The sequence below is a fragment of the Streptomyces sp. NPDC048496 genome, assembly GCF_043200055.1.
Classification (GTDB): Bacteria; Actinomycetota; Actinomycetes; order Streptomycetales; family Streptomycetaceae; genus Streptomyces.
The window spans coordinates 62,111-82,806 of the sequence record NZ_JBICXB010000031.1 but is presented as its reverse complement, the minus strand read 5'-3'; the positions used below and the strand labels follow the sequence as shown (position 1 = coordinate 82,806).

At 69.1% G+C, this 20,696-nt stretch carries 19 protein-coding genes and 3 pseudogenes; 15 read left to right on the top strand and 7 right to left on the bottom strand.

Going from position 1 to position 20,696, the window contains the following annotated elements:
• Positions 1-174 precede the first annotated feature (174 nt).
• Positions 175-1,602: an NADP-dependent succinic semialdehyde dehydrogenase gene (locus ACGFSA_RS24675; RefSeq protein ID WP_393307635.1), complete on the top strand. Its 1,428-nt coding sequence runs from the start codon at positions 175-177 to the stop codon at positions 1,600-1,602.
• A 134-nt stretch (positions 1,603-1,736) separates the two neighbouring features.
• A pseudogene (locus ACGFSA_RS24670) lies at positions 1,737-1,943 on the top strand (hypothetical protein); the annotation flags it as partial.
• Positions 1,944-2,004: 61 nt separating this feature from the next.
• Here ACGFSA_RS24670 and ACGFSA_RS24665 read toward each other — a convergent pair.
• Together ACGFSA_RS24665 and ACGFSA_RS24660 are read right to left on the bottom strand one after the other, a co-directional pair.
• Positions 2,005-2,328 carry a plasmid stabilization protein gene (locus tag ACGFSA_RS24665; RefSeq protein WP_393307633.1) on the bottom strand — a complete coding sequence of 108 codons (324 nt, stop codon included), beginning with the start codon at positions 2,326-2,328 and terminating at the stop codon, positions 2,005-2,007.
• Between the two features lie 396 nt (positions 2,329-2,724).
• Positions 2,725-3,840, bottom strand: coding sequence for a chemotaxis protein (locus tag ACGFSA_RS24660; RefSeq protein ID WP_393307631.1), 1,116 nt, complete (start codon positions 3,838-3,840; stop codon positions 2,725-2,727).
• A gap of 119 nt (positions 3,841-3,959) precedes the next feature.
• Between ACGFSA_RS24660 and ACGFSA_RS24655 the strand changes: the two genes are divergently transcribed.
• The 3 genes and pseudogenes from ACGFSA_RS24655 to ACGFSA_RS24645 all read left to right on the top strand — a co-directional run.
• Complete coding sequence (locus tag ACGFSA_RS24655; RefSeq protein WP_393307629.1) at positions 3,960-4,454, top strand: DUF1269 domain-containing protein; 495 nt, start codon at positions 3,960-3,962, stop codon at positions 4,452-4,454.
• A gap of 98 nt (positions 4,455-4,552) precedes the next feature.
• Positions 4,553-5,116, top strand: a complete 564-nt coding sequence (locus ACGFSA_RS24650) for a hypothetical protein (RefSeq protein WP_393307627.1) — start codon at positions 4,553-4,555, stop codon at positions 5,114-5,116.
• A 13-nt stretch (positions 5,117-5,129) separates the two neighbouring features.
• Positions 5,130-5,649: pseudogene (locus ACGFSA_RS24645) on the top strand (glutaminase); the annotation flags it as partial.
• A gap of 25 nt (positions 5,650-5,674) precedes the next feature.
• On the opposite strand, the gene ACGFSA_RS24640 reads toward ACGFSA_RS24645, so the two are convergent.
• Entirely contained in the window at positions 5,675-6,454 is a 780-nt protein-coding gene (locus ACGFSA_RS24640; protein WP_393307625.1) for an SDR family NAD(P)-dependent oxidoreductase, read from the bottom strand.
• A 742-nt stretch (positions 6,455-7,196) separates the two neighbouring features.
• Here ACGFSA_RS24640 and ACGFSA_RS24635 point away from each other — a divergent pair.
• The 4 genes and pseudogenes from ACGFSA_RS24635 (at position 7,197) to ACGFSA_RS24620 (ending at position 10,292) form a co-directional block, all read left to right on the top strand.
• Entirely contained in the window at positions 7,197-7,403 is a 207-nt protein-coding gene (locus tag ACGFSA_RS24635; protein WP_358861364.1) for a hypothetical protein, read from the top strand.
• A 64-nt stretch (positions 7,404-7,467) separates the two neighbouring features.
• Complete coding sequence (locus ACGFSA_RS24630; RefSeq protein WP_393307622.1) at positions 7,468-8,625, top strand: methyltransferase; 1,158 nt, start codon at positions 7,468-7,470, stop codon at positions 8,623-8,625.
• A 103-nt stretch (positions 8,626-8,728) separates the two neighbouring features.
• Positions 8,729-9,908 (top strand): annotated as a pseudogene (locus tag ACGFSA_RS24625) (acyl-CoA dehydrogenase family protein).
• Positions 9,909-10,043: 135 nt separating this feature from the next.
• Positions 10,044-10,292, top strand: a complete 249-nt coding sequence (locus ACGFSA_RS24620) for a hypothetical protein (protein WP_393307620.1) — start codon at positions 10,044-10,046, stop codon at positions 10,290-10,292.
• A gap of 333 nt (positions 10,293-10,625) precedes the next feature.
• On the opposite strand, the gene ACGFSA_RS24615 is transcribed toward ACGFSA_RS24620, so the two are convergent.
• The gene (locus ACGFSA_RS24615; RefSeq protein ID WP_393307618.1) at positions 10,626-11,597 is read right to left on the bottom strand and encodes an MFS transporter; all 972 of its coding nucleotides are present in this window, start codon (positions 11,595-11,597) and stop codon (positions 10,626-10,628) included.
• A gap of 55 nt (positions 11,598-11,652) precedes the next feature.
• Here ACGFSA_RS24615 and ACGFSA_RS24610 point away from each other — a divergent pair, with 55 nt between their 5' ends.
• Positions 11,653-12,303: a TetR/AcrR family transcriptional regulator gene (locus tag ACGFSA_RS24610; RefSeq protein WP_393307616.1), complete on the top strand. Its 651-nt coding sequence runs from the start codon at positions 11,653-11,655 to the stop codon at positions 12,301-12,303.
• Positions 12,304-12,706: 403 nt separating this feature from the next.
• Entirely contained in the window at positions 12,707-14,626 is a 1,920-nt protein-coding gene (locus tag ACGFSA_RS24605; protein ID WP_393307614.1) for a multicopper oxidase family protein, read from the top strand.
• 17 nt (positions 14,627-14,643) lie between these two features.
• On the opposite strand, the gene ACGFSA_RS24600 is transcribed toward ACGFSA_RS24605, so the two are convergent.
• Both ACGFSA_RS24600 and ACGFSA_RS24595 read right to left on the bottom strand, forming a co-directional pair.
• Entirely contained in the window at positions 14,644-14,937 is a 294-nt protein-coding gene (locus ACGFSA_RS24600) for a universal stress protein (RefSeq protein ID WP_393307612.1), read from the bottom strand.
• A 93-nt stretch (positions 14,938-15,030) separates the two neighbouring features.
• Entirely contained in the window at positions 15,031-16,032 is a 1,002-nt protein-coding gene (locus ACGFSA_RS24595; protein WP_393307610.1) for an Acg family FMN-binding oxidoreductase, read from the bottom strand.
• 252 nt (positions 16,033-16,284) lie between these two features.
• Here ACGFSA_RS24595 and ACGFSA_RS24590 point away from each other — a divergent pair, with 252 nt between their 5' ends.
• On the top strand, positions 16,285-16,887 hold the full coding sequence (locus ACGFSA_RS24590) for a universal stress protein (RefSeq protein WP_393307608.1): 603 nt from the start codon (positions 16,285-16,287) through the stop codon (positions 16,885-16,887).
• Between the two features lie 20 nt (positions 16,888-16,907).
• Here ACGFSA_RS24590 and ppk2 read toward each other — a convergent pair whose 3' ends face one another.
• Complete coding sequence (ppk2, locus tag ACGFSA_RS24585) at positions 16,908-17,729, bottom strand: polyphosphate kinase 2 (RefSeq protein WP_393307606.1); 822 nt, start codon at positions 17,727-17,729, stop codon at positions 16,908-16,910.
• A 284-nt stretch (positions 17,730-18,013) separates the two neighbouring features.
• Here ppk2 and ACGFSA_RS24580 point away from each other — a divergent pair, with 284 nt between their 5' ends.
• The 3 genes from ACGFSA_RS24580 to ACGFSA_RS24570 all read left to right on the top strand — a co-directional run bounded on the left by ACGFSA_RS24580 (position 18,014) and on the right by ACGFSA_RS24570 (position 20,692).
• Entirely contained in the window at positions 18,014-18,889 is an 876-nt protein-coding gene (locus tag ACGFSA_RS24580; RefSeq protein ID WP_393307604.1) for a universal stress protein, read from the top strand.
• A 261-nt stretch (positions 18,890-19,150) separates the two neighbouring features.
• Positions 19,151-19,423 carry an SHOCT domain-containing protein gene (locus ACGFSA_RS24575; protein ID WP_393307602.1) on the top strand — a complete coding sequence of 91 codons (273 nt, stop codon included), beginning with the start codon at positions 19,151-19,153 and terminating at the stop codon, positions 19,421-19,423.
• Between the two features lie 381 nt (positions 19,424-19,804).
• Positions 19,805-20,692: an oxygenase MpaB family protein gene (locus ACGFSA_RS24570; RefSeq protein ID WP_393307600.1), complete on the top strand. Its 888-nt coding sequence runs from the start codon at positions 19,805-19,807 to the stop codon at positions 20,690-20,692.
• Positions 20,693-20,696 lie beyond the last annotated feature (4 nt).

Here is a 20,696-nt window from a genome sequence, read left to right as displayed (position 1 = left end):
CACCGGGCGGGTATGGGGGGCCTTCCCGCCATTCTTGGGCGCGGCCCCCGGGGGGGGTTTGCGTGCCCCCCCCCCGCACCCCCGCGCCGGTCGGGTTACCCGCACCAGGGCTCGCGTTGCGCGACGGGGCGTGGCGAGGCACGGTCGAAGAACCGAGGCAAGGAGGCCACAGTCATGCCCATCGCGACGGTCAACCCCGCGAACGGCGAGACCCTCAAGACGTTCGACGCACTGGGAGCCGCGGAGATCGAACGCAGGCTCGCGACCGCGGACATCACGTTCCGGGAGTACCGCACGACCGGGTTCGCCGAACGGGCCCGCCTGCTGAACCGGGCCGCCGACCTCCTCGACGAGGACCAGCAGGACATCGCCCGCACCATGACCACCGAAATGGGCAAGCCCGTCAAGGCGGCCCGTGCGGAGGCCGCGAAATGCGCCAAGGCCATGCGCTGGTATGCGGCCAACGCAGAGCGACTTCTCGCGGACGAGCATCCGTCGGCCGGCGATGTGGGCGACGCCGGAGCCTCCCGGGCCTATGTCCACTACCGTCCGCTGGGCCCCGTCCTCGCCGTGATGCCGTGGAATTTCCCGCTCTGGCAGGTCGTACGGTTCGCGGCCCCCGCGCTCATGGCGGGCAACGTCGGCCTGCTCAAGCACGCGTCGAACGTCCCGCAGACCGCGCTGTACCTGGAGGACCTGTTCCGCCGGGCGGGTTTCCCGGCAGGCTGCTTCCAGACGCTGCTGGTCGGGTCCGGGGCGGTCGAGTCCATCCTGCGTGACCCCCGGGTCGTCGCCGCCACCCTCACCGGGAGCGAGCCGGCCGGCCGCGCGGTCGCGGCGATCGCGGGCGACGAGGTGAAGCACACCGTGCTGGAACTGGGCGGCAGCGACCCGTTTCTCGTCCTTCCCTCGGCAGATGTGCGGCAGGCCGCCCGTACAGCGGTGACCGCCCGCGTGCAGAACAACGGCCAGTCCTGCATCGCCGCCAAACGGTTCATCGTGCACACCGATGTGTACGACGAGTTCGCCGAGGAGTTCACCGCGGGAATGCGCGCTCTGAAGGTCGGCGACCCGCAGCAGGAGTCCACCGACATCGGCCCCCTCGCCAGCGAACAGGGCCGCACCGATATCGAGGAGCTGGTGGACGACGCCGTACGGCAGGGTGCGACCGTGCTCTGCGGTGGCACTCGGCCCACCGGCCTGGGCGCGAGGCTGGACCGCGGCTGGTTCTACGCCCCCACCGTCCTCAGCGCGATCACCCCGGCCATGCGGATCCACCGCGAGGAGACCTTCGGGCCCGTCGCCACGCTGTACCGGGCCGCCGACCTGGACGAGGCCGTGGCCCTGGCCAACGACACCCCCTTCGGTCTCAGTTCCAACGTATGGACACGTGACGCCGACGACAGCCGTCAGTGCGTGCGTGATCTGCAGGCGGGCGGTGTCTTCTTCAACGGCATGACGGCCTCCCACCCCGCACTGCCCTTCGGCGGAGTGAAGCGCTCCGGCTACGGGCGGGAGCTCTCCGGGCACGGGATTCGCGAGTTCTGCAATGCCACGACGGTCTGGTACGGCCCCGAGACGGAGGGAAGCCGGTCCGCATAGCCGCCCCGTGACGCCGGCCCGTACCGCCTGCGACCGACCCTGTCGAGGAGACGCACACGAGCGACGCCCGCACGGACGAGGCCCGTGCACCGGACGCCTCTGCTCCGGCAGGGGCATCCGACCTGTCCGACGTCGGGCTGTCGGCCACTCCGTTCGACATGGCCGTCCGCAGCGACCTCGACTGCTACCAGCCGGCCACGGACGTCATCGACCGGGTTCCCGGACGCGGTGTCCGCGCCGAGGCCGTGCGCCAGGCGGTGGCGGATGAGCGCACCCGCCACCACGCGTGGATCCGTGAACACGGCACAAACCTGCCCGAGGTGGCCGACTGGACCTGGGACCGCCGGCAACGCCCTGTCCGGACGGACGCCGAGGCGAATTCCGACCGACAGGGGCGAGCGCTCAGCGGCCGACCGCCCTGGCCAGTTGGGACTTCGTCATGTTCGAGCGTCCCTTGACGTTCTTCTTCCTGGCCTCTTCGTAGAGCTGGTCGCGGGTGGGGCGTTCGGCTCCGCCGGGGGAGCCCGGACCGCCGCGCCGCGCGGACGAGAGGTCATGGACGAACAGATCGCTCGCGGTCCTCGACTCGCCGGAGCGATCACGCTCCTTGTGCACCGTGCGCGCCGCGATCTCCTCGGCCCGCTCCTCACTCACTCCGCGCTCCTGAGCACTCTCCTTGATGTGTTCGTACTGCCGCACACGTCTGGCACTGGATCCGGGTGTCATGGTGCGGTCACTTCCTCTCCCGGGGGCTGTATCTCTGCGGGACGGGGGTCTGGGGCGCCCTCTCCAGTGTCCCAGCGGCTCCCGGGGCACGCATCGGATCGCCCCGGTACGGGGCCTTGCGGCGGCCCGGGCAGCCGCGCATGTTCTCGTCCGCCCAGCCGTGCGTGGCGCCGCGATCACAGCCCAGCCGCCCACCGGGGCCTGGTCTCCGCCGTCGGGGGCCCGAAGGGGCGCCGTCGCTGGGCGCGCCGCGGGTGGCCCCCCCGGCCTTCTCCGCCCTCGAAGCGGCGAGGGCGCTGCGGCCCGCCGACCGGAGGCTGTCCGCCGTCCCGCGTACCGCCGCGCCCGCACCGGCCCTGTTCACAGAGGGAGCTCCCGCTGCTCAGCGACTCCCGCTCAGTAGCGCAGAGCTGCCGCGATCCGTCCGTGCTCCGCCAGCGAGTCGTCGGCGAGGAACACCACGTCGGCGCCGCTGTCCAGCGCCGCCTCGACCAGTTCGTCGACGATGTCCTCGCGGATCGTCCCGTCGGCTGTGCCCACGGCGTCCGCGGGCATCGGCTCCAGGTGCTCGTCCGTGACCCGTACGGTCTGCTGGAACTGCTCCTCCACCGCGACGAGCGCGGCCCGCCCCTCCCGTACTGCTGCCCACACCTCGTCGAGACCACCTGCGTAGGCACGGCGGCCGCGGGCGTCGTCGAGCCTGGCCGCGACCTCCGCGGCGGCCTCCGCCCGGCGTTTGCCGAGAGCGGGTGCGAGCTCCTTGAGGAAGTTGCTCGGCGACAGATCGGCCGGCACCCCCTTCGTGACCCGGCCGGCCGCCGGCTTGGTGGTCCCGCCGACCTCGTCCAGCAGGGCGAGGGCCGGGGCGAGACCGACCAGGTACATCGGTCGCGGATCGGCGGCCAGGACGGCACGCAGCTTCTCGTCGACGGAGCGCAGGAAGATGCGCGTCTCCTCGTCGGAGAACGTGCTCGGGGTGTCCCCGATCTGCTCCTCGCGCTGCGGGTTCGGCTTCTCCTGCGGAACCGTCAGCGGAAACCCGCCGGTCTTCTCCTGGTGCACGGAGTCGGCCGTTCCGCTCCACAGTGTGGCGTGGTCGGCTGCGACGGTCAGTGCCCAGTACGGTTCGGCCAGGGCCTTCGCGGCCACCAGGTTCCGGGTCAGATAGGTGTCGCTCAGGACCACCCGTTCGGGCGCCGTACGGGGGAGCAGCCAGATCTGATGCTCGTCCGCCGTGGCCAGGACGACCAGACCGTCGAGCCTGCGACGCGTGTCCACCTCGTCGACCGCGCGGGCGAGCTGCGTCTTGATGGCCGCCCTGGCCTCCCGGGACACCGAGGGATCGGCATCGAGCCGCCGTTCGGCTTCGGAGAGCAGGTTGCGCAGCCGTACGGCGTCCTGGGCGTTGTCCGGAGCCTGTCGGTGCGTCGGCATGGTCAGGGACACAGCCGGATAGGGCTTGGGCGCTCGCAGCTCCTGCAGCAGGCCGGCGGTCAGGGCGTCCGTATCCATAGTTCCCTCCGGGGGTTACGCCCACTCCCGTGCAGAGCGGACGATTTCGACGAGTCAATTCATACCTTTTGATCCTAATATGAGCGAATTGCTTGACCTTGCCTCAGGAGGGATGCGCGATGTCCACGCTCACCGTGTGGAAGTTCCAGTCGGCCGAGGGCGCGGAGGAGGTGGAGACCACGCTCAAGTCCCTGCAGAAGGAGGGGCTGATCAAGATCCTGGACGCCGCGGTGGTCAGCTGGCCGGCCGACAAGGCCAAGCCGAAGACCAAGCAGCTGCTCAACCTGGTCGGTGCGGGTGCCCTGAGCGGCACGTTCTGGGGGATGCTCTTCGGGCTGATCTTCCTGATGCCGCTGCTCGGTGCGGCCATCGGCGCGGCGGCCGGGGCGCTGGGTGGCAAGCTCGCTGACGTCGGCATCGACGACGACTTCATCGCCGAGGTCAAGAAGCAGGTGACGCCCGGCACTTCGGCGCTGTTCCTGCTGACCACCGACGAGGTTCCGGACCGGATCAGCGACGCGCTCCCCGGTGGCGGCGCCGAGCTCCTCCACAGCAACCTGGACACCCTCAGCGAGGCGCGGCTCCGCGAGGTCTTCGGCGACGAAGCCGAGTGACCCGAGTGGAGGAGCCCGGCGCATCCGGTTCGCCCGGTGCGTCCCCCCGTCCTGCCGATTGCCGTCGACCCACTTTCCCGAGCAGACCCGGAGTGTCCGTGAACCAGTCCCGCCCCCTGCGGCGCACCCTCGGCGGCCGCACCGTCCGCCGCCTGACCCCCGCCCTGCTGGCCGCAGTGGTCGCCGCCGGCACCGCCGCCTGCGGCGGCTCCGGCACCACGCCGGGCACGGTCAGGAGTACCCGTACGGTGTCCCCGGGCCCGGCCGAGTCGCCGTCCGCGAGCGCCTCGCCGCGTACCCAGGAGTCATTCGCGGCCTCGGTCTCGGCCGAGGTTGAACGCAACAGGCAGCGGGCGGCCAAGCAGCTCGCAGGGGTCCACGGGCAGGGGAACGCCGTGAAGGACGTGTCGGTGACCGGGCTGCCGGTCGCGAAGTCCGAGCAGTTCCGAAGCGCCCTGGTCCGCGTCACCAACCCCACCGACAAGCCGGCGTTCTACGCGGTCCGGGTGGAGTTCGTCGATGCGTCGGGCAAGGTCCTCGACTCCGTGGTGCTCGGCTTCACGGACGCCCCGCCCGGCAGGACGGTCAGCGAGCACGCGAACAGCCGTAAGGCAGCGGGCGTCAAGTCGTTCCCCCGGATCGCCCAGGCCGAGCGCAGCTGACGACGGGGGCGAGGTGAGCGCCGCCGCCGATGCAGTGACGGACGTCCTGCGGGAACTGCGCAGCCGCTTCGCGGGGGAGTGGGTCGGGTAACTCATCGACTATATCCCCCAGTTGGCGTTGGCCGACCCGGACGCCTTCGGATTGGCGCTGATCAGCATGGACGGCCACCGCTACAGCGCCGGTGAGGCCGACGTCCCGTTCACCATGCAATCGGTTTCGAAACCATTCGTCTAGGCCCTCGCGCCCGGTGGAGACCTACTTCCGGGCGTGCGCGGTGCGGGGCGCGGCCCTGGACCGCGCCGCTATGGCCGCGACGCTCGCGCACGGCGGGGTGAACCCGCTCACCGGTGAGACGGTCGTCGAGGAAACGGTCGCCGCGCATGTGCTGGCCGTGATGGTGACGTGCGGCATGTACGACGCGTCGGGCGACTGGCTGCTGCGGGTGGGGCTGCCCGCCAGGAGCGGGGTGTCGGGTGGTCTGATCGCCGCGGGACCGGCCCGGTTCGCCCTGGCGACGTACAGTCCGCCCCTCGTTCGGATTTCATGCGGTGTTGCGCTCAATGAACGGACAACCCGCCGTCGACGAAGATCGCCTGCCCGGTGACGTAGCCGGATGCGCGGCCCGCCAGGAACACCGCCGCGCCGGCGAAGTCCTCGGCCAGGCCGTTGCGCCCGACCATCGTGCGCGCGGCCAGCGCCGCCACCTTCTCCGGGTCGGACGACAACCGCGCATTGAGCGGGGTCATGACAAAGCCGGGCACCAGCGTGTTGCAGGTGACGCCGTGTGGCGACCATGCCTCCGCCTGAGAGCGGGCCAGCGACTCCAGCGCCCCTTTGGAAACCCCGTAGGCGCCGCTCTGGACGAACGCCCGGTGCGCCTGCTGGGAGGTGATATGGATGATCCGCCCGAAGCCCCGCTCGGCCATGCCGGGCCCGAACCGCTGGCCCAACAAGTAGGGCGCCTCGAGGTTCACCGCCATCGTGGCGTCCCACACATCGTCGCCCAGCTCGCCCATCGGCGGCCGCAGGTTGATCCCGGCGCTGTTGACGAGAATGTCGGGCTCCCCGAACACCTCGGCTGCCTGCTCCGCCGCCGCGCGCACCCCGTCACGGGTGCCCAGGTCGGCGCTCACCCAGGCGGCCCGGCAGCCGTCCGCCGCCAGGTCGTCGACCGTGGCGGCCAGTTCCGACTCCTTGCGCGCCACGATCACCACGCTCGCCCCCGCTCGCGCTAGAGCCCCGGCGATGGCTCGGCCGATGCCGGAACTCCCGCCCGTCACCACGGCGACCCGGCCGTCCAGCGAGAAGAGTTCGGAGAGGTAGCTATGCGAGATCATGCCCGCACCCTAGTGCCCCTCCCGCTCCGCTGGGCGAGCAGCACGCCTGGCGCGAGCAGCGGCGCCGCCAGTCCTCGGCACGGATCCACGTTGAGCACGCCAACACCGAGCTCAAGCAGTGGCGGCGTGCCATGGGCAGGATCCACCCGGTGCGGAGCGTCACGATCCCCGATGCGATCGCCAGCAGACCCATGAGCATGCCCGTTCCTACCACCCACGCCATGAGTCCGCTCCGCTTTCCGGTCAGGTGAGGTTCGGAACGCGCCTGACGCCCGTTCCGGAGTCGCCCCTAGGGTTGCCGGACCTGGTAGGACCTGGCAATGCCGGGCCCGGCAATCTCGGACGCGTTTCCGCTGCCGTTGCGACCGCTGGATGCCGGCGGGGCGCAGATGCCGACCATCTCACCGACCCCGTTCCCCCCAGCCATATGTGCAGCGCACAGGAGCGGACACCGGTCGTGTAGCACCGCGAACGCGGCGAGGGTGGCAAGCAAGGGGCGCCGGTAGCGAAGGCGGCGACGGGACATGTGGAGTGTCCTCTCCGGGGCATGCGGCAGCGCGACGCCGTCACAGGGTGGGGCGGCGCCGTGGTGGTCGTGTGGTACGCGGTCAGCGGGACCCTTCCACACGCACCGTGGTCACGGAGTGAACGCTGCGCACTTGTCGTGGGCAGGTCGAGTGGAGCCTTCGGATGCGCTCCTGCAGCCGCAGGGCGAGAATTGCCGCAAGGACGAGGAGGCGGTATGAGCGAAGACCCCGAATCCGTATCCGTATCCCTGGCCCGGGGGGTGACCCCGGACAGCCTCTTGCACACCGGCGGGAGCGACAACGCGTCGGCAGAGGACCTGGTGCTCGCCTCCGGGCGGGACCTGACTCCGCAGAATCTGGAGTGGGCACAGCGCCGACTGGCACGAGAGGGCCGGGCGGCAATCGAAAAGCAGCTGCCTTAGTGGGCGGCCGGTGCGGTGGGGAGTGTGTGGGCGCTCCCCACCGCTCGGCTAGCCTGAAGGCACAATGAACCGTTTGACGACGTCAAAGGGCGATTACGAGCTCGCCCGCTACCCCGAGCACCCGCGCGACCCGTTCCGCGCCTGGGACGCTGCCGACGAATATCTGCTCCGGCAGTTGGAGGGGGCCGACGGTGCGACCCCGGTCGAGCTGACCGGCACCGTGGTCGTGGTGGGCGACCGCTGGGGTGCCCTGAGCACGGTGCTGGCCGGGCACCGCCCCGTACAGATCACCGACTCGTACCTCGCCCAGCGTGCGACCGTGGCGAACCTCGCCCGCAACGGCCACGACGAGGACGCCGTACGTCTCCTGTCGGTCAGGGACACCCCGCCGGACCGGATCGACGTCCTTCTCGTGAGGGTTCCCAAGAGCCTCGCGCTTCTGGAGGATCAGCTGCACCGGCTCGCGCCCGCCGTACACGCCGGAACCGTCGTCATCGGCACCGGCATGGTGAAGGAGATCCACACCTCCACCCTCAAACTGTTCGAGCGGATCATCGGCGCCACCCGCACCTCGCTCGCGGTGAAGAAGGCTCGGCTGATCTTCTGCACCCCGGACCCGGCCCTGGCCCGCACCCCCAGCCCCTGGCCGTACCGGTACGAGCTCCCCGGCGACGTCGGCGCGATCTCCGGCCGGACCGTGGTCAACCACGCCGGGATCTTCTGCGCCGAGCGCCTCGACATCGGCACCCGCTTCTTCCTGAACCATCTTCCCGAGCGCACCGGCCACGACCACGTCCTGGACCTGGGCTGCGGCAACGGGGTCGTCGGCACCTCTGCCGCGCTCGCCAACCCCGGAGCGGCGGTCACCTTCATCGACGAGTCCTACCAGGCGGTCGCCTCCGCCGAGGCGACCTTCCGTGCCAATGTCGGCGCCGACGCCGAAGCCCGCTTTCTGGTCGGTGACGGGACGGCGGACCTGGCCCCGGGCAGTGTGGACCTGGTGCTCAACAATCCACCGTTCCACTCGCACCTTGCGACCACCGACGCCACCGCCCGGAACATGTTCCATGGGGCGCGGACCGTGCTGCGGCAGGGCGGCGAGCTGTGGGTCGTCGGCAACCGGCACCTCGGGTACCACACGCAGCTGCGCCGGATCTTCGGCAACTGCGCCACCGTCGCCGGCGACCCGAAGTTCGTCGTGCTGCGCGCCGTCAAGCGCTGACACCCCGGGTGTGGCTCCGCGGCCCTTCCGGATTCTTGCAACACGTTCTACTGTGTGCCCCTCCGCACACGGGCGACGCGACCGCGAGACTCCTGGAGGGGCCGTGCACCTCGAATACACGCCTGAACAGAAGCAGTTGCGCGCCGAGCTGCGCACCTACTTCGCCGGACTCGTCCCCGACAACGCCTACGCCAGGTACGACGACCCCACAGCCCAGAAACGCTTCTACCGCGAGACGATCCGGCGCCTCGGCACCGACGGCTGGCTCGGCGTCGGCTGGCCCACGGAGTACGGCGGACGGGGCCTGTCCCCGATGGAACAGTTCATCTTCTTCGACGAGGCGGCCCAGGCGGGCGTACCGCTGCCCCTGATGGCACTCAACACCGTCGGTCCGACGATCATGGAGTTCGGCACGGACGAAGAGAAGGCGTACTTCCTGCCGAAGATCCTGTCAGGCGAGATCGACTTCGCGATCGGCTACAGCGAACCCGACGCGGGCACCGACCTCGCGGCTCTCAAGACCCGCGCCGTACGCGACGGCGACACATATGTGGTCAACGGGCAGAAGATCTGGACGACCAACGGCGACACCGCCGACTGGGTCTGGCTCGCCGTCCGCACCGATCCCGACGCCCCGCCGCACAAGGGCATCACCATGCTGCTCGTCCCTACGAGCGACCCCGGTTACTCCTGCACCCTGATCAACACCCTCGCCTCGCACGACACCACCGCCAGCTACTACGAGAACATCCGCGTCCCCGTCTCTCGCCGCGTCGGCGACGAGAACAAGGGATGGCGGCTCATCACCAACCAGCTCAATCACGAGCGCGTCACCCTCGCCGCCCACGGCACCATGGCCATCCGCGCCCTCCACAACGTGCAGCGCTGGGCCGCCGGCACCGAGCTCGCCGACGGGCGCCGGGTCATCGACCTCGGCTGGGTCCGCGCCCTCCTTGCCCGGACCCACACCCGGCTCGACGCCATGAAGCTCCTCAACTGGCAGATGGTCTCCGCCGTCCAGCGCTCCACCCTCACCCCGCAGGACGCCTCCGCCGTCAAGGTCTACGGCTCGGAGGCGCGCCGCGACGCCTACGCCTGGCTTGATGCAGATCCTCGGCTCGGCCGGACCGCTCAAGGAAGGCTCGGCGAGTGCCGTCCTGCACGGCGAACTCGAACGGGGATACCGGTCCGCCGTCATCTTCACCTTCGGAGGTGGCAACAACGAGATACAGCGGGAAATCATCTCGTGGATCGGCCTGGGGATGCCGCGCGTACGCCGCTGAGCGGTTGTGACGAGGATTTTTGGGGCTCTCCTGCCGTATGTGTGGGTGCTGTGACCTGCGCTGATACATGAAACACGCCGTTTCCTGCAAGGCTTGAGGTGTCTAGTCACAAGCTTGATCTTGCAAGGAAACGGCGTGTCTACCTTCAGCATATGGAAGCGGACCCTGACGGTCGTAAACACGGTGGTCGAGGGTGTCCGCTGGGACGGCTCCGAACAGTGTGTGATCGTGTCGGTACGGATGTCTCGCGCCTCCGATCCGAAGCCGCAGATCAAGCGGCTCGCCGCCGAACTGGGCGTGCACCCGGAGGCTCTGACCTCGGCTTCCACTGCGGCAAGGTCGTCGGCCTCGACAGCGGTGTCCGCATCGATTCCAATGAGGTAGCGGAACGTGAATCTGGTCAGGGTCGGCGTATACGTGAACGTTCCTTTTTCGCTGAAGGCCGCAGACCGTAGGTCGTGTTCGGACTACTCATCGAGCAGCCGTGTACGGACCGGCGGGCCGGGCCGGTCGAACTGCCCGGCCACCTGAGCTCTGTATGTCCTCACAGTCATGCCGTTCCTCCTCCTTGAGAGCGTTAGGGGCGTTGTCCGTCCCGCCGCGCCCCAAGAACGGGCGCGCAGGTGTCTTTACTGCCGTGCAGGCCTCCGGATATACGCGTCCGGCCCGCGTCTTTTCGGCGTGGCCACCGGTCGCGTCTCCGGCGGATCGCGTCTCTCACTGATCCGGGGCGTTCTGGGCGTGGCGTGGCAGTAGGAAGGTGAGCACGAACGCGGCCAGGATGAGACCGGCGCTCAGGTACATCGCCGTCGAGGTGGCCTCGCGGAACGCCCCGATGCGCGTGGCTGCCGTGGACGCGCTCAGGAAGTGAAAAAAGGTCGTGCCGAGCACGGCGACGCCGAACGCTCCGCCCAACTGCTGCACCGAGGTCAACGCGCCGGAGGCGGAACCGGCTTCGCGGGCATCCACACCGGCGAGCACGATGTTGAAGAACGGAGCCATCGTCAGTCCCATCCCCACACCCAGCAGGCCCAGAGCAGGTGCCATCGAGACGATCCCGATCGTGTCGCCGGCCAGGTGCAGTGTGAGCGCGAAGCAACCGAAGCCCGCCGCGGTCATCGCCTCGCCGAGGAACATCAGCCGACGACCGAGCCGGACGTTCAGCGGCCGGGACACGACGAAGCCGACGATCATTCCGAGGGCTTGCGCCAGCGTCGCCAGACCCGCTTTGAACGGGGAATAGCCGAGACCGAGCTGGACCAGCAGCGCGAACACCACCGAACAGCCCATCAGCGCACCGAAGAGCATCAGCCCGGTCGCCAGACCCGCCGTGAACGCCGGCTTGGAGAACAGCGACGGCGCGATCAACGTGCTCCTGCTCCGCCGCTCCCGGGAACGCTCGACGAGTCCGAACGCACCGAACAGCCCGAGGCCGCCGACCATCAACAGGTAGGTCCACCACGGCCAGCCGAGTTCGCGCCCCTGGATGAGCGGATAGATCAGCACAACCATGGCCACCGAGGCAATCGTGCCGCCGACGAGATCGACCCGGTACCCGCGACCGGGCCGGGACGCCGGGAGAAGTACGAGGCCGACTAGACCGGCGAGCACGCCGACCGGCACGTTGATCGCGAAGATGGCCCCCCAGAAACCATCCGGCCGGACGGCGCGCTCGGTCGACTCACCCACTCGCGCCTCAGCCCGGCGGCGCCACCGCATCCTCAGCCGGGATGCGATCGTCCAGGTGGCCCTCCAGATCATCGACGCCGAAGGCGTCGACGAAGTCTCGATGCGGCGCGTCGCGGCAGAGTTCGATACCGGCCCCGCGAGTCTTTACGCCTACTTCGACAACAAGGACGCGCTGCTGCACGCCGTTCTCGACCGGGTTCTCGACCAGATGCCGATACCTGACGGCGAGGACTGGAAGAGCATGGTGCGCAACCACGCCCACACGAGCCGCGACCTCCTCGCCGGCCACACCGGCCTGGCTCGGCTGACGTTCGCGCACATTCCCAGCAGCCTGAGGATGTTTGACGCCGTCGAGGCACTGCTCAAGAGCATGATCGAGTCAGGCGTCCCACCCCACTCCGCCGCGTGGGCCCTCGACACCATCTCCGTCTACGTCGCAAGCACCGTCTACGATGCGTATCTCAAACGCACACGCTTCAGTGACGACAGCGGCCGCGACCCCGAGGAACTCCGCGCAGCCCAGTTCCTCGCCAGAGTCGGCCAGGCCTTCGCCTCCACATCACCCACACGCTTTCCCTTCCTGATCAAACACGCCGACGCGCTCATGGCCGGAACCCAGGACGACCGCTTCACCTTCGGCATCGACGCCTTCATCGCCGGCCTCGCCGCGCAAGCGGACAAACCGGTTCCCGGAAGTCCGCTTTAGTACCCGAGCCGTACTACTTCATTCCCGCTGGTCAACGGCCTGAGGTGGTGAGCGCAGGGGCAGGAGGGTGTGCGGGACGGTCTTGGCGGTTGTGGGTCGGGTAGCGGGTTTTTAGTTGGCATCGCGCTCAACCGGCCGCTGGAAGATCCGGCCACTGTCTGTCGCTGCCTGCGCAGCACGTCCACATCCGCCGACGACGACTTGGCTGCCGTCGGCGGTGGTCGAGAGATTCCTCGTCCGGAGTAATCCAGCAACGCACTGATTTACCGTCTGCGGCAACCTGATGATGCCCGGTACTTGTTGGCGGTCTCGGGGCACCGACGAGCAGAGCTGGAGCAGACAGCAGGGCTGGAGTCAGCCCGACGAGTGCTGGAGGGCGCGGGTGGTCACGAGGCGGCGTGTCGTGCAGGCAGCGGCCGGCGGAATGCTCGCGCTCCTTCCGGCCGGTTACGTGGCTCCCCGGCTCTGGGCGCCGGCCGGTGGGGGCCTTCTGGATCCGCGAAAGGTGGACAAGTACGTCACGCCGCTCGTCGTCCCGCCCGTCATGCCGCAGGCCGGGGGCGGCGTCGCTGATCGCATCGACCACTACGTGATCGGCGTGCGACAGTTCCAGCAGCAGGTGCTGCCCTCCGGCCTGCCGGCGACGACCGTGTGGGGGTACGGCTCAACTCTGCATCCGAGCAGCTTCCACTATCCCGCGTGCACCGTCGAGGCCCGCTTCGGAACGCCTGTGCGGGTGACGTGGAAGAACCAACTGCGTGATCGCAAAGGCCGTTACCGGCCGCACCTGCTGCCGGTCGACCCCACACTGCACTGGGCGAACCCTCCGGGCGGAGCGTCGGCCCGGGACTCACGTCCCGGATTCCGCTCGACACCCGGACCGTACTCGGGCCCGGTGCCGATCGTGACGCACCTGCATGGCGGGCGGAACTCGGAGGAGAGCGACGGCTACACCGAAGCCTGGTACCTTCCCGACGCGGTCGACCTTCCCGCGGGATACGCTGAAGTCGGCTCGTTCTACGAGGAGTTCAAGGAAAAGTTCGAAGACCGGTTCGGCGACACCTGGGGCCGGGGGGACGCCGTATTCCAGTATGGCAATGCGGAGAGAGCCTCGACTTTCTGGTTCCACGATCACGCACTGGGTGTCACGCGGCTGAATGTCTACGCCGGACTGGCGGGATTCTACCTTCTGCGAGGCGGACCTGCGGACCTTCCCGGCGGAGTGTTGCCCGGTCCCGCACCCCGGCCCGGTGATCCGCCCGGCCGGAAGTATTACGAGATCCCTCTCGCCATCCAGGACCGCTCGTTCCACGTCGACGGCAGCCTCTTCTACCCGGCCGGACGCGCTGCCTTCGACGGATTCAGGGGCCCCTACATCCCGGGCAGCGATATCCCTCCGATCTGGAACCCCGAGTTCTTCGGCAACACGATGGTGACCAACGGGAGAACCTGGCCGGCCCTTCAAGTCGAACCGCGCCGCTACCGGTTCCGGCTTCTCAACGGATGCAACTCGCGGTACCTGATCCTGAAGATCGTCACCCGCCCACTCGCCCACAGGCCCGCGGCCCCCGCCCTCCCCTTCTGGTACATCGGCAGCGAGGGAGGTTTCCTCTCGGCGCCGGTACGACGAGACCAGGTGCTCATCGCCCCCGCCGAGCGCGCCGACGTGATCGTTGACTTCGCGTCACTCCCGGTCGGGACCGAGTTGTATCTCATCAACGAGGGCCCCGACAAAGCATTCCAGGGCGGGAAGACGGGTACGGACTTCTCCCCGGCGGACCCGGCCACCACCGGGCAGGTCATGAAGCTCGTGGTCGAAGCGCTCACCACACCGGACACGACCGTGCCACCCTCCCGACTGTCGCTTCCGTCGTTCGAGCCATTGGGGAAGGCAAGCCGCATCCGGCAGCTTTCCCTCAGCGAGCAGAACTCCGCATCGCTGCCGCACGTCGGATCCCGGCACATGCTGCTCGGCACCCTGGATCGAAACGGAGCCGCTGTGCCCATGCGCTGGGACGACCCCGTCACGGAGAATCCGGCCCTGGGTGCGACCGAGATCTGGGAGATTCACAATCTCACGAAGGATGCCCACCCGATCCACATCCACGAGGTCCAGTTCCAGGTCCTCGACCGGCAACAGGCCGGCCGTGCCGCCCGGCCTGCCGAGCCGTGGGAGAGCGGGTTCAAGGACACAGCAGTCGCCTACCCGGGTGCCGTGACGAGGCTGAAGGCGACATTCGACCGGACGGGCCGGTACGTCTGGCACTGTCACATGCTCGAACACGAGGACAACGAAATGATGCGGCCCTACACCGTTGGATGACGGTGGAACCTTTGCCGTCAGGCAGGCCGAGTCACCGGATGGTCCGCAGCCTCATGGGCGAGGCAGCGCGAGGCCCGTACGGCGGTCAGCTCGCCGCGGCGCGATACCGCCTGGTCCAGTGCGAAACGGGCGGCTGCTGTCGGCCTCTCGGCATCGCCGATCCCGACGACGACGCGCCCCGGCTTCGGCTGAGCGCTCGGTGCCATCGCCGGGATGACGACAACCGGGCGATGCGACCGGTTCGCGAGGGCGAGGCTGACGGATCCGAGGAGCATCCCGGCGATCCGGCCCCGGGAGCCGAGGACGACCATCTGCCTTCCGACCCGTCCACTCCGACGACTGTGGGGACCTGCGAAGCTCCCACCGCCCTTCCTGCTCGGGTTCCTGCTGGGTTTCGATCGTTTCTACGGCTCGATCGTCAGTACCTGTTCGAGGGGGCGACGTGGCGTACGCGGTCCTGTGGGCCCGTAACCCAGGCGGACGATCATCTGCGCGTGTCCCGTGCCGAAGACGGGGTCGCGCAGGATCCATCGCAGGTCCGGCCATTCGAGGGGCTGCGTCGCGAAGGAGGTGGACACCGCGTGGAGTGTGGCGGTGAGCAGGACGCGTTCCAGGGCCTGACCGGCGCGCAGCCAGTCTTCGGGACGGTCGCCCGGAGTGCTCAGCAGAGCGAGTTGGGGCCGGTTCTCGAACAGGACGCGGGCCCGGCCCGCGAAGACGGCGGTGCCCGCGAAATCGCGCACGGTCGCCCGTTCGGAGGCGTCGCGGGGGCCGAAGGCGTAGTCCGGAATTCCGTCGACGGGCGCCTCGGTTTTCGTGTCCCGGGTCCAGTGCCGTTGCTCGGCTTCGCGTGCCGGGTCCCTGCGGTCGTATCCCTCGGCGTCCTGGATCAGTTCGAGCACGGTCTCCAGATGCATCGGGGTCAGGAACGCGAAGTCCGCGCCCTCGGCGCGGGCCGCGTCGGCGAAGCGCCCGCGGATGTCCTCGGGGATCGTCTGTTCGTCGAACGGATAGCGGCTGGTGTGCCGTTCCCGTATGGCGGGGTGAAGAGCGGCGAGGGCTTCGTCCTCGGGCTTCCGTGGGGCGTCGGGGTGACTGTCGAGCCGGACGTGGGCCAGTACGGTCGGGGCCGAGGGGACGGGCAGCAGTGCGGTGACCGCCTCCAGGCCGCGGTGAGCGGCGGAAACCCGCAGATTCAGCAGGGCCGCGCCGCAGCCCACGTGCAGTGCTCGGGTGTCGGGGTCGGCCTCCGGCATCGCGCGGTCGAGGTCAGCCAGGAGGGTGAGGGTCCGGCTGCCGCGCCCGTAGCGGAACTGCCAGGGCTGGGCGTTGTGCATGGACGGGGCGGCGGTGGCATCGGCGACGAGGCCGTTCAGCGTCGTGTCGTCGAGCGCTTTGGCTGGCATCGCGGGTCTCCCGGGGAGGCGGGAACGGTTGATGTCTTCAGGATGGAGCGGACCGTTGCCCGTACGTATGGGCCGTTCGTCCCTCGACGGGACCGGATGGGCTCCTCGGCGGGAACAGTCCCTTCCCGGAGTCAGCCGGATGCCACTCCTTCGAGCCGGCACTCCACGCCGACCACGCCTTCCACGGACTGAGCGCGCCCGCCGCCGTCATCCGGACGTCGACGTCACGGCCGAGGTGCTGCCGGGGACGCGGTGACCGCCCTCCTGCATGAGGGACACAACGCCGAGGCGCTGATCACCGGGGAACGAGGCCACGGCGGAGTCACCGGACTCCTGCTCGGCTCCGTCAGCCTCGCCGTGGCCGCGTCGCACCCTTGCCCCGTCATCGTCGTGCCCGGCGACAACGCCGGCATCGAAGGCACGCATGGGCGGATCCTCATCGGTGTCAAGGAACCGGGGGGAGGATCGGTGGGGGTCCGGTTCGCCTTCCGTGAGGCCGGAGCAAGGGACTGTGTCCTGGACGCCGTACATGCCTGTCGCTGCCCGCCGCGCAATCGCGCCGATCATCCTCGTACTGCCGGTGAGCCGCACCTCTACCGCAAGGAACGCGCGGCGACTCCGATCGACCTCGCGGTGGTGGACGCCGTGCGCGATCACCCGACGGTCCGGCTGCACGCGGTGGCGATCGAGGGAACGGCCGCAAAAACTCCGGTCCGGCGCTCGGCCGCTGCGGATCTGATCATCGTTGGAGCGCATCGTCGCCGCAGTCATCTCGGCACCCACCTCGGCCGGGTCGCTCGCACCCTGCTTCACCGGTCTGACCGTCCAGTGGCTGTCATACCTCTGGCGACTTGACCGTACGAGACGTGCCCGCCTCATTCGCACAGTTCTGACGCATGGTCGGGGACGTACGTCTGAAGGTCCCTCGGCGGACGTTGGTATCCGGTGGCCGGCGGGCGTCGAGGCAGTTCGATCGTCGGCCAGGTGACCTCTTCGTACGGCACGGTCGACAGCAGATGGGCGATCATGTTCAGTCGTGCCCGGCGCTTGTTGTCGCTCTCGACCACGTACCAGGGAGCTTCCGAGATGTCCGTATGGACGAACATCTCGTCCTTCGCCCGCGAATAGGCCTCCCAGCGGCTGATCGATTCCAGGTCCAGCGGCGAGAGCTTCCACCGGCGGGTGGGATCTTCCAGCCGACGCCGGAATCGCTGCTCCTGCACCGCGTCACTCACCGAGAACCAGTACTTACGCAACAGGACGCCGTCCTCCACCAGCATCCGCTCGAAGACCGGGCACTGGCGAAGGAACCGCTGGTGTTCCTCCATGGTGCAAAAACCCATGACGCGCTCGACGCCCGCGCGGTTGTACCAGCTTCGGTCGAGCAGGACCACTTCCCCTGCGGCTGGAAGATGCTCGATGTAGCGCTGGAAATACCACTGGCTGCGCTCGCGTTCAGTGGGCCGCGGCAGCGCGACGATTCGTGCTACCCGGGGATTGAGGAGCTCGGTGACGCGCTTGATCGTGCTGCCCTTGCCCGCCGCATCACGCCCCTCGAACACCACGACGAGCCGTGCGCCTTCGGCCCGAACCCATTCCTGGAGCTTTACGAGCTCGGTCTGGAGCCGGTACAGCTCACGCTCGTACATCGAGCGTGGCAGCTTTCCGGGCCCGCCCGAGTCTTTCTCGTCCGACATGGGATGACGTTACGGAGGAGACCGTGGTCGAAGTCAAGCGTCAGCGCCGAACGGGCCTCGCTGCGCAGACTCGGGCGCGCCATGCCGGGTTCCGCATGCGCCACCGGAGGATCTGGGGTACCTATCGTCAAGGGAACCCGTGCCCGGGGCGTCTGCGTAGATGCTCACTCCGTCGATCCCTTGCCGTCGTCCTCCACGCCCCGGACCGGGGCACAGGGGCCACAGCAGTGCGGAAACGCGGCTCCCACATCGTTCCGGCTTCTTGCGAGACGGAGGCAGTCGTCATGGAGCCATGCGTCACCGTTGGCCTCGACGGTTCACCCGAGAGCCTGGCCGCTGCCCGTTGGGCCGCCGACGAAGCCGAGCGGCGCAAGCTCACGCTGCGCCTGCTGCACGCGTGGCCTCTGCTGGTGCCGGAACCGACCCGCATTCCCGCCGAGATGGATCAGAATTACTGGGCGAGGCGGATCGTGCGCAACACGCGCGCGGAGCTCCAGGCACACCACCCGGGCCTCCCCGTCGTCGGTAGCCTGGTCGCCGACGATGCCGAGCACGCGCTTCTGCGGGCGGCATCGGAGTCCGAGATGATCGTGCTCGGTTCGCGGGGGCTGATGCCCGTCGAGAGCTATTTCCTCGGCGACATCAGCATGCCCGTCGTGGCACGCGCCGAGCGGCCGGTGGTCCTGGTGCGAGCCCGTACGGGCGAAGACGGCCCGCAGGCCACTCGAACTGCGACAGGCGGCGTGGTGGTGGCGCTCAAACTGCACGGCCCCTGCGACGACCTGCTCCAATTCGCCTTCGAGACCGCTGCTGCGCGAGGCATGCCTCTTCGGGCCGTCCACGGCCGGAGCCTGCCGGTGGACGCATACGTGCCCTGGGGCGTGGACCATGACGTGGCGGAAGGAATCGTTCAGGACGCACACAAGCTCCTCAGCCAGACCCTCCGCCCCTGGCGTGACAGGTTCCCGCAGGTGGACGTCACCGACAGCACTGCGCTTGTAAGCCCCGCCAAGGCTGTCGTACAGGCCGCCGAGGGTGCCGATCTGCTGGTCGTCGGCCGACGTCAGGACCGCCACCCCCTGGCACCACGCCTCGGCCCTGTGGCGCAGGCCGCCATTCATCACGCGCGCTGTCCGGTCGCCGTCGTTCCCCACGATTGACGCGAGGAACCACCCAGGGCCGACGCGTTGACACATCGGGCCGGCCACGTGGGGGAGCCGTCGATGTGCCGCTCTCTCCCACGTGCCGAGGCACGTGAGGCTCACGCCTCGATCGTTTTGTCGTCAGCGACCGCCCCCCGTGCAGGTCGGTACGGGCCGTTCGGCCCCCCCGGCAGGGCCCATATTTCCTCTCCTCAACGGCGCCGCGCCGCGCCACCCTGGACCTGTTGGCGCTCGGCCGTCCGAAAGAAGGTGATCGGCATGATGTGGTACGACGGCCGCTGGGGCTGGGGTGGATGGCTCTTCATGGCCGTGATCATGGTTGTCTTCTGGTCGCTGCTGATCGTCGGGGTCGTCGCCCTCATCCACTACCTCACCCGCACCCGCCGCGGCTACCAGCCCGGTCCGCGCCCCGGTGAGGCAGCATGGGGAAGCCGACGGGCCGAAGACCTGCTCGCAGATCGGTTCGCCCGCGGGGAAATCGACGAGGACGAGTACAAACGCCGCCTCACGGTGCTGCGTGAACAGCGGTGAACAGCGCCGCCGCACGGGCGCCACGGGCGGCACCGGACAGAGAGCCGCGGTGGAGGCCAGTGGCAGGCGGGCGACGGCGTAGCCCCGGATCACGAAGCCGAGAGCGGACGGCAGAAGGCCGAGGAAGGTGGCGGAGAGCAGGGCGTCGGCGGGTGCGTGGGTGGTCGCTCGGATGGTCGCGGGCAGCAGCGGAAGGGCGAAGACGGTGGCGGTGACCATGACGTAGGCGGTGACTGGGTCGAAAAGAGCGTCGGCGGCGCGGTCAGCGCCAGGGTGTGACCGAGCCGGAGCGGGGCCTGGAGCATCAGCCCGGTCACAGCGCATCCTGTGGGTGCATACGCCATACCTACGTGCGCGGCCGAGCGGGAGGTACGAGCAGTCATGGTGAAAGCCGACCCGGGGCTCTTCGGTCCTGAATCCGTCACCTGGCAGTTGCACGGCGACCCGATGATGTGGATCGCCGGGGTACGTGCCCTCTACCTCCAGGCGCTGCACCCGCGCGCCGTCCGCGGCGTCATGCAGAACTCCGATTTCCGCAAGGACGCCTGGGGGCGGCTGATGCGCACCGCCGGCTTCGTCGGCACCCTCACCTACGGCACCACCGAAGCCGCCGAGAAGGCGGGCGCCCGCGTCCGCCGGATCCACCGGCTGCTCAAGGCCACCGATCCGGCGACCGGCGAGACGTACGGCGTCGACGAACCGGAGCTGCTGCTCTGGGTGCACTGCGCCGAGGTCGACTCCTACCTCCAGGTGCAGCTCCGCTCCAGCCAGAGGATCAGCGCCGCCCAAGCCGATCGTTACATCGACGAACATCGAACCAGCGCGCGCCTGGTGGGCCTCGACCCCGACGGTGTACCCGCGACCACCGACCAGCTCGCCGCCTACTTCGACCGGGTGCGCCCCGAGCTCGCCGCAGGAGCCGAGGCGTTCGATGTCGACTCCTTCCTCCGCCGCCCGCCCGTCCCCGCGCTGTTGGTACCGGCGCGCGAACTCCTCTGGCGGTGTGTCGCAGCACTCGCCTACCAGTCACTGCCCCCTTTCGCCCATGAGCTCTATGGCAGGGCCGCGCCGCCCCCGCACACCGTCGACCGGCGGCTGCGCGCCACCGGCACGGCCCTGCGCTGCATCCCCTCACGGCTGCGCTGGCAACTCCCGCCCGGCCACATTGTGAAGGCGATGGAACGACTCGGTCCCGGCAGCCGCCCCACCCCCTCCAAACTCCGTAGCCGGACAGCCATACTGGACGGGCCGGGGAGGGCGCAGCAGTAGGCGA

Bases quoted from the DNA above. Each gene is read 5' to 3' on its own strand.
- ACGFSA_RS24665 (WP_393307633.1), bottom strand. From the start codon at position 2,328: ATGACACCCGGATCCAGTGCCAGACGTGTGCGGCAGTACGAACACATC.
- ACGFSA_RS24640 (WP_393307625.1), bottom strand. From the start codon at position 6,454: ATGATCTCGCATAGCTACCTCTCCGAACTCTTCTCGCTGGACGGCCGG.
- ACGFSA_RS24635 (WP_358861364.1), top strand. From the start codon at position 7,197: ATGAGCGAAGACCCCGAATCCGTATCCGTATCCCTGGCCCGGGGGGTG.
- ACGFSA_RS24655 (WP_393307629.1), top strand. From the start codon at position 3,960: ATGTCCACGCTCACCGTGTGGAAGTTCCAGTCGGCCGAGGGCGCGGAG.
- ACGFSA_RS24580 (WP_393307604.1), top strand. From the start codon at position 18,014: ATGGAGCCATGCGTCACCGTTGGCCTCGACGGTTCACCCGAGAGCCTG.
- ACGFSA_RS24575 (WP_393307602.1), top strand. From the start codon at position 19,151: ATGATGTGGTACGACGGCCGCTGGGGCTGGGGTGGATGGCTCTTCATG.
- ACGFSA_RS24595 (WP_393307610.1), bottom strand. From the start codon at position 16,032: ATGCCAGCCAAAGCGCTCGACGACACGACGCTGAACGGCCTCGTCGCC.
- ACGFSA_RS24675 (WP_393307635.1), top strand. From the start codon at position 175: ATGCCCATCGCGACGGTCAACCCCGCGAACGGCGAGACCCTCAAGACG.
- ACGFSA_RS24600 (WP_393307612.1), bottom strand. From the start codon at position 14,937: ATGGTCGTCCTCGGCTCCCGGGGCCGGATCGCCGGGATGCTCCTCGGA.
- ppk2 (WP_393307606.1), bottom strand. From the start codon at position 17,729: ATGTCGGACGAGAAAGACTCGGGCGGGCCCGGAAAGCTGCCACGCTCG.
- ACGFSA_RS24630 (WP_393307622.1), top strand. From the start codon at position 7,468: ATGAACCGTTTGACGACGTCAAAGGGCGATTACGAGCTCGCCCGCTAC.
- ACGFSA_RS24570 (WP_393307600.1), top strand. From the start codon at position 19,805: ATGGTGAAAGCCGACCCGGGGCTCTTCGGTCCTGAATCCGTCACCTGG.
- ACGFSA_RS24660 (WP_393307631.1), bottom strand. From the start codon at position 3,840: ATGGATACGGACGCCCTGACCGCCGGCCTGCTGCAGGAGCTGCGAGCG.